The organism is Paraconexibacter sp., assembly GCF_041602235.1.
In the GTDB taxonomy this organism is placed as follows: Bacteria; Actinomycetota; Thermoleophilia; order Solirubrobacterales; family Solirubrobacteraceae; genus Paraconexibacter.
The window spans coordinates 1-6,923 of sequence record NZ_JBFIGP010000211.1 but is presented as its reverse complement, the minus strand read 5'-3'; the positions used below and the strand labels follow the sequence as shown (position 1 = coordinate 6,923).

Here is a 6,923-nt window from a genome sequence, read left to right as displayed (position 1 = left end):
GCGGATCGCGTGCACCACACGCTGCTGTCGCCGTAGTACCAGCCGCCGCGCCGCTGCAGGGCGTACCACGCGGTGAGCAGTCGGCTGAAGCGGTCGGCCCCGTCGAAGCGCAGCGCGAAGTTGCCCCCGACCACCCCAGGCCGGCGCTGCAGCGCCGCGGCGATGCGTGCGTGGGCGTCGTGCGGCAGGCGGCTGTCGGCGTGCAGGACCAGCACCACATCGCCGGTGACGAGGGCCAGGGCGTCGTTGCACTGGGCTGCCCGTCCGCCGCCGCTGCGCAGGACGCGGGGGCGCGAGGGGTGAGCCTCCGCGAGGGCAGCGGTGGCGTCGTCGGAGGCCCCGTCCGCGACCACCACCTCCCATCGGCCCGGAAGGGCGGCGACGTGGTCGAGCACCTCGCGGATCTGCGATCCCTCGCGGAACGTCGGGACGACGACCGACACGAGCGGTTCCCGGGTGCGGGTCAGATCGCGCAGTGGAACGCCTCCGGCAACGTCCCGTCGGCCTGCCGCAGCTCGAGGAAGCGCTCGATCACGCGTCGCTTGGCCTCGGCCAGCGTCACCGTTCCCCGGGCGACGAGGAAGTCCGGCGATGCGTCCACGTCGGCACCGAGGGGGTGCCAGTGGGCGCCATCGGCGGTGATGGTGAGCTCCGGGACGGTGACCGCGTCGCTGACGGCGACGGCGTCCGCGGCGTCGGCGGCCAGTCCTCGGCCCACCAGCGGCCGGACCGCCACGTCCCGGTCCGCGATGCCGAGGCCGGCCAGCAACGCGCGCAGCCGCGGGACGTCGTCGCGGTTCTCGGGGGTCTCCGTCATCGCCACCCGCACGGGCAGCCCGAGCTCACGGGCCAGGCGCAGCCCGTCGACCGCCCGTCGCCAGGACCCCGCCCCGCGCCAGGCGTCGTGCAGGTCGGGGCGCGATCCGTCGAGCGAGCTCTGGAGCACGAGGCCGGGCCGTCCCGCCAGACGCGCGAGGTCCGCCCGCCGACGGCCGGTGAACAGCATCGCGTTCGTGAGCACGACGGTCGGCAGGCGGTCGCTGGCCAGTTCGACGAGGTCGACCGCGTCGGGGTGCGCGAACGGCTCGCCGCCCGTCAGGTACAGCTCGGTGAAGCCCTCGGCGACGGCCTCGTCGACGAGGTCCGCGAACCGGTCGAGGTCGATCTGACGGCGTCGAGCGGTGGGGGAGGAGGCCACCACGCAGTAGTCGCAGGCGAGGTTGCAGTGGAAGTTCGTGTAGACCCACAGGCGGGGTGGGAACAGCGCGCTGCCGAACAGCGGGACGACGGGCCGTCCGTCGTCCGCGAGCTCCGGGGCGTCGGCCCAGCCCACGTCCTGCGCCAGGGCGGCCGGCGCCGGGAGGGACTCGCGGTACACGTGGAACCGGCCGCGGGCGCGCTCGAGCGGCGGGACGATCTCCAGGCACGTGGTCCACCAGCCCGTCTCGATCGTCTCCACGAACGGCTCGGGCAGACCGGCGACCCGCATCGACGCCGCCTGGGAGCGCCAGTCGTACGCGACGCGCACGAGCTCGGCCCGTGCCTGCCCGTCCTCGAGGTCCACGACCGCGTAGTGCACGTCGGGGGTCCCGTCGTTGGCCGGGCGCCCGACGGCGCCCACGTTGACGATCAGCGTGCCGTCGACCCGCCGCTGCCAGTGCAGGCCGGTGTGGGTGCACAGCAGCACGTCCGGGCGTCCGCCCGCGACGGCGTCGAGACGCAGGCGCAGCTCGTCGTCGTCCAGCGACTCCCAGAGGAAGTCGTTGACCGCCAGCGGCGACCCGTGGACGAGGAGGACGTCGACGCCTCCCACGTCCTCGCGCACCGATCCGGGCAGCCCGGCCATCCAGTGCGCGAACTCCGGCGAGGTGCTGCGGCGCGTGTGGTCGTACATGACCTGCGCGAAGTGGTTGTCCCGCTCCGAGGCGTAGCCGCAGCCGCAGTCGTCGTCGCCGCGGGCGATCGCGATGTCGTAGTTGCCCGCGATGCAGCGCACGTCCGCCTGGACGAGCAGCGGCCAGACCGCGTCGCACTCCGCCCCGAACCCGCCGAGGTCTCCGAGGCAGAAGAGCGAGTCGGCCCCGCGCTGCTGTGCGTCGGCGAGCACCGCCCGCAGGGCGTGCGGATTGGCGTAGACACCCCCGAACACGGCTATGCGCGGCACGGCGCCGAGGATAGCCCCAGGCCTGGCGCGCGCGAGCCGCCGGTCGGTAGCCTCGCGGTGGTGTCCAAGCGCGTCGCCATCCTCGGAGCCGGGCCGATCGGGATGGAGGCCGCGCTCGCGGCGGTCGCCGCGGGCCACGACCCGGTGGTCTACGAGCGCGGACCCGGGATCGGGGCGGGTGTGCGCCGGTGGGGGCACGTCCGCACGTTCACGCCCTGGTCGATGACCGTGTCGCCACGGGCCCGGGCCGCGCTCGGCGAGACCGCCCCCGACGGTCCCGACCTTCCCACCGGCAACGAGATCGTCGAGCGCCTGCTCGAACCCCTCGCCGGTCTGCCGCAGCTCGCCGGGCGCATCCACGCGCGGACGGCCGTGACGGCGGTGGGGCGCGCCGGTCTGCTCAAGCACGAGGAGATCGGCAGCGCGGCCCGGGCCGCCCGGCCGTTCCGGCTGCTCCTGCGCGACGAGGTCACCGGCGAGGAGCGTGTCGACCACGCCCGCGTGGTCATCGACGCGACCGGCGTCTCCGGGACCCCGAACCGCATGGGCGACGGCGGGATCGACGCGATCGGCGAGCGGAGGTTCGAGGAGCGGATCGATCGGCACCTGGTGGACCTCGCCGCCGATCACGCGGGCTGGGCCGGTCGGACCATCCTGCTCACCGGGGCGGGTCACTCGGCGCAGACGGCGGCACGTGACCTCGCGGACTTCGCGGCCCGGGCCGGGGTCGGCACGCGGGTCATCTGGGCGATCCGGGCGGCCCGTCCGAGCTTCGGCGCCGTGCCGGGGGACACGCTGGCGGAGCGCGCCGCCCTCAACGCGACCGCGCGCGAGCTCGCAGCCGGCGCGTCGACGGCCGTCGAGGTCCGCACCGGCGTCGTGACCGAGGCGCTGACGGCGCGCGGCGATCGCCTCGAGGTCACGCTGCGCAACGGCGACGCCCAGCGGGTGGTCGTCGACCGGATCCTCGCACTCAACGGCGGGGTCGGCGACGCCTCGATCTACCGGCAGCTGCAGGTGCACGAGTGCTACGCGAGTCTCGGGCCGATGAAGCTCGCCGCGACGCTCGGGGACCCCGACGCGGACTGCCTCGCCGGCTCGGTCAGCGGTCCCGAGGCGCTGCGCAACCCCGAGCCCGGGTTCTTCATCCTGGGCGCCAAGAGCTACGGTCGCAACCCGCAGTTCCTGCTGCGGACGGGCTGGCAGCAGGTCGACGACGTGTTCGGCGCGCTGCTCGCCGGGTGAGCGGCCCCGCCGAGGCCATCGTGGGCGAGGGACGCCAGAGGCCCGCCGACCGGACCGGGGACCGGGCGCCGACCGCCGGGGAGCGGTGGATCCGCGAGGAGCTGCAGACGCTGCGCGACGCGGGCTTCACCCCCGCGGCCCTCGCCCGCTTCCTGGTCCGGTCCCAGCAGCGCGCCAACGCGACCCGCGCCGACCGGCCCGACCTGGCGCGGCGCGAGGGGGCAGTGCTCACGGCCGGGGCGGTCGCGTACGTGCCGGTCGTGGTCGCCGGCGCCGTCGGCGTGCGTCCGGCCGCGTGCTGGTGGCTCCTCACGGGCCTGATGCTCGACTGGCATCTCGGGATGCTCGAGAGCGAGGACGGAGCGCCGCGCAACCTCGGGACGGCGGACGTCCTGACCCTCGGCCGCGCCTGGGTCGTCCCCCTGGTCGCGCGGCGCCCGACGCCGGCGCTCGTGATCGGCGGGTGGGGCAGCGACGTCCTCGACGGGCTCGCGGCGCGCCACGGCGCGGGACCGACCCGTGCTGGACGCGACCTCGAGGGGCTCGTCGACGCCGCCTTCGGAACGGCGGTGCTCGTCGGAGCCCGCCGGACCGGCGGTCTCGGGACGGGCGTCGTCGCGGCCGAGGTCCTGCGCCTCGGCGTCGGGGTGGGGTACGCGGTCTTCGCGTACTTCGGCGCGGCCGCCCCGCCCGACCGCGCGATGCTGCGGGCGGGCCGCGTCACGACCGTGCTCCGTGCGCTCGGCGCCGTGCTGGCGACCAGCGGCCGTCGACGCCCGGCGGAGGTGCTGCTGACCGGCGCGGCCGCCGCGAGCGTCGCGCTGTTCGTGCGTGCGGGACGCGTCAGGCGGTGAGGGTCTGCTCCTCGTCGCCCCGTGCGTCGAGCTCGGCGACGATCGCCTGGGTGTTCGCGTCGCGCTCCATCGCCTTGTCGAGCAACGGGTTGACGATCCCGCGGAGCACCGACATCGCCGCCCATCGGCGCGGCCTGATGATCCGCGGCGCACGCGACTCGATCCCGGCGACGATGGCCGCCCCCGCCTCCGACGGCGGGATCCGCTTGCGCAGGGGGGCCGGGATCGCCTGCTGCATCCGTGCGCCGAGCGGGTCCTCGTCCAGCGTCCGGTGGACCATCTCCGTGTCGATGAACCCGAAGTAGGCGACGCTCGCGCTGGCGCCGTGCTGGCCGAGCTCGCTGCGCAGCGCGCGCCCGAACTGCTCGACGCCCGCCTTGCTGATGGCGTACGGGACCGCGCCGACACCGTTGATGAACGCGTAGACGGAGGCCACGACCACCACGTGGCCTCGGCGCGCGACGATCTGGGGGAGGGCGGCCTCGACGGTCCGCACCACGCCCATCAGGTTGACGTCCAGGACGCGATCGAAGCTCTCGGCGGACATCGCCCGGAACGTCGCGCCCTTCGAGGCGATCCCCGCATTGGCGACGACGACGTCGAGCCCCCCGAAACGCTCCACCGTGGTGGCGACCACACGCTGCATCGCCCCACGGTCCGTCACGTCCGCCGCAAGGCCGAACGCCGCGCTCGGCTGGAGGCGCTCCGCCGCGGCGTCGGCGTCGGCCTGGTCGAGATCGACGATGACGACCGACGCTCCTCGGGCCGCGAGTCCCTGCGCCGTGGCGAAGCCGATGCCGCGAGCCGCGCCCGTCACGAGCGCGACCTTTCCGTTCAGGTCATAGGAGGAAGCCATGACCGCCGACCCTACGTGAACCGCCGCCCGCCGGGCAGCGGGCGCTACGGCGTCGTCTGGGACTCCAGCTGCTTCTTGGCGTCCTCGAGCTGCTGCTTGGCCGCGTCGACGTCGTCCTGCGCGCCGGCAGGGACATCGATGTCGTCGAGGGCCTCCTGCGCCGCGTCGGTCGCCTCGCCCGCCAGGGCGCTGGCGTCCTCCTGGAGCTTGCGGGTCTCCTCGGCGGCCTGCTCGGGGGTCAGCTCGCCGCTCTGGACCTTCTGCTGGATCTCGGCGGCCTTCTTCTGGAGATCGGCCCCCTTCTGCTGCAGTTCCTCGCCGCTCTGCTGCAGCTGCTCGGCGGCGTCGTCGTTGTCGTTGCCGCAGGCGGCGAGACCGAGCGCGGCCACTGCGGACAGCAGCGCGGCAGTCGTACGGAGAGAGCGCATCGGGTGTCCTCCATGGGTGGGAGCACCCACCCCGTGGTCACGGGACGGGCGCAGGATCAGTGCACCCCTGACGCTATCCGGGATGGCCGGGGGCGTCAGTGTCATCGTGGTCTCAGCCGGCCCGCACCGATCCCACGGGCGGGCGTCAGTGGTCCGCGACCGTGCCGTGCTCGGGGACCAGTGGCCGGCCCTCGTCGAACCAGCGCTGGATGCCGCCGGCCATCGAGTAGGCCTCGAAGCCTGCCCGCCGGAAGGCCTGAGCGGCCATCAGCGAGCGGACGCCGCCGCGGCACTGGAAGACGATCGGCGTGTCCCTGTCGAGCGTCTCGGCCTGGGACGCGAGCCGTTCGAGCTCGATGTGGCGGGCGCCCTCGATGCGGCCGGCCTCGACCTCGTAGGGCTCACGGACGTCGACGAGCACGGCGCCGGCGGCGACCATCTCCTGCGCGCCCTGCGGGGTGACCTCGATACCGGGATCCGAGAGGGGATTGGTCATGGCGGGCAGGATACGGAGGCCTCCCACGGGGGAGGCGTCCGGTCGTCGCCGCGACGCGGATGTCGCAGAAGACGGCCGGGTCCTCAGGCGAATGTCCGGTGCTCGCCGCGGTAGGTCGGCACGCTGCGCTCCACGCGGTCGCCACGGATCAGGTGCAGCGTGTCGAACCGCTCGCACAGCTCCCCGGCCTTCGTGTGCCGGAACCACACGCGGTCACCGACCCGCAGTGCGTCGGCCGCCTCCCCGAGCACCGGCGTCTGCACCTCGCCGGCGCCCTCGCGGGGGTCCAGCCGCAGGCCCGCGGGCAGCACCGGGGTCGGCAGGCGGTCCTCGCCCGCCGCACCCGAGGCGACGTACCCGCCACCCAGCACGGTCGCCATGCCGGGCGCGGGGCGCCGCACGACCGGGAGCGCGAAGAGCGCGGCGGGACGCCCCCGGAAGGCGCTGTAGGTGTCGAACAGCGTCGGCTGGTAGAGGCCGCTGCCCGCGGCGAGCTCCGTGACCGCGGGTTCGGCCGCCGTGAGCTCGAGCGAGCCCGTGCCGCCGCCGTTGACGAACTCCAGGTCGGCGACCTCGCGGACCGCGGCGACCACCGCTGCCCGGCGACGGGCGAGCTCCGCCGCGCTGCGGCGCTGCATCACGCCGATGGCGGCCCCGAGGAGCCGCTTGCCCGGGGGTCGGTCGCCGACGCCGGCGATCTGCGCCTCGTAGCTCATGAGGCCCACGAGGCGTGCTCCCGGCCGGGCGACGATCGCCTCGGCCAGCCGGCGGGCCTGGGTCACGTCGTGGACCGGCGACCGTCGCACGCCGATGTGCACGCGGCCGCCGAGCGGACGCCACGAGGCGTCGAGATCCAGGCAGACACGCACGTCGGCGACCG

General features: G+C 74.9%; 7 protein-coding genes and 1 pseudogene. 2 read left to right on the top strand and 6 right to left on the bottom strand.

What is annotated here, in order from left to right; genetic code table 11:
- A partial coding sequence (locus tag ABYE80_RS15115) for a glycosyltransferase (RefSeq protein WP_372791117.1) occupies positions 1 to 443 on the bottom strand: 443 nt, incomplete at its 3' end.
- 20 nt (positions 444 to 463) lie between these two features.
- Positions 464 to 2,164 carry a radical SAM protein gene (locus ABYE80_RS15110; protein WP_372791116.1) on the bottom strand — a complete coding sequence of 567 codons (1,701 nt, stop codon included), beginning with the start codon at positions 2,162 to 2,164 and terminating at the stop codon, positions 464 to 466.
- A 60-nt stretch (positions 2,165 to 2,224) separates the two neighbouring features.
- Here ABYE80_RS15110 and ABYE80_RS15105 point away from each other — a divergent pair, with 60 nt between their 5' ends.
- Both ABYE80_RS15105 and ABYE80_RS15100 read left to right on the top strand, forming a co-directional pair.
- Entirely contained in the window at positions 2,225 to 3,409 is a 1,185-nt protein-coding gene (locus ABYE80_RS15105) for a flavoprotein (RefSeq protein WP_372791115.1), read from the top strand.
- Positions 3,406 to 4,263: a hypothetical protein gene (locus tag ABYE80_RS15100; protein WP_372791114.1), complete on the top strand. Its 858-nt coding sequence runs from the start codon at positions 3,406 to 3,408 to the stop codon at positions 4,261 to 4,263. Before ABYE80_RS15105 ends, ABYE80_RS15100 begins: the two co-directional genes overlap by 4 nt.
- Here the strand turns inward: ABYE80_RS15100 and ABYE80_RS15095 are convergent.
- From ABYE80_RS15095 to ABYE80_RS15080, 4 genes and pseudogenes are all read right to left on the bottom strand, one after another.
- On the bottom strand, positions 4,253 to 5,119 hold the full coding sequence (locus tag ABYE80_RS15095; RefSeq protein ID WP_372791113.1) for a short-chain dehydrogenase/reductase: 867 nt from the start codon (positions 5,117 to 5,119) through the stop codon (positions 4,253 to 4,255). The two genes, ABYE80_RS15100 and ABYE80_RS15095, sit on opposite strands and share 11 nt — an antisense overlap.
- 44 nt (positions 5,120 to 5,163) lie before the next feature.
- On the bottom strand, positions 5,164 to 5,547 hold the full coding sequence (locus ABYE80_RS15090) for a hypothetical protein (protein WP_372791112.1): 384 nt from the start codon (positions 5,545 to 5,547) through the stop codon (positions 5,164 to 5,166).
- A 145-nt stretch (positions 5,548 to 5,692) separates the two neighbouring features.
- Positions 5,693 to 6,043 carry a rhodanese-like domain-containing protein gene (locus tag ABYE80_RS15085; protein WP_372791111.1) on the bottom strand — a complete coding sequence of 117 codons (351 nt, stop codon included), beginning with the start codon at positions 6,041 to 6,043 and terminating at the stop codon, positions 5,693 to 5,695.
- Positions 6,044 to 6,126: 83 nt separating this feature from the next.
- A pseudogene (locus tag ABYE80_RS15080) lies at positions 6,127 to 6,923 on the bottom strand (amino acid deaminase/aldolase); the annotation flags it as partial.

What these genes read in the sequence shown, in the direction of transcription:
- ABYE80_RS15085 (WP_372791111.1), bottom strand. Translation starts at nt 6,043, where the DNA reads ATGACCAATCCCCTCTCGGATCCCGGTATCGAGGTCACCCCGCAGGGC.
- ABYE80_RS15095 (WP_372791113.1), bottom strand. Translation starts at nt 5,119, where the DNA reads ATGGCTTCCTCCTATGACCTGAACGGAAAGGTCGCGCTCGTGACGGGC.
- ABYE80_RS15090 (WP_372791112.1), bottom strand. Translation starts at nt 5,547, where the DNA reads ATGCGCTCTCTCCGTACGACTGCCGCGCTGCTGTCCGCAGTGGCCGCG.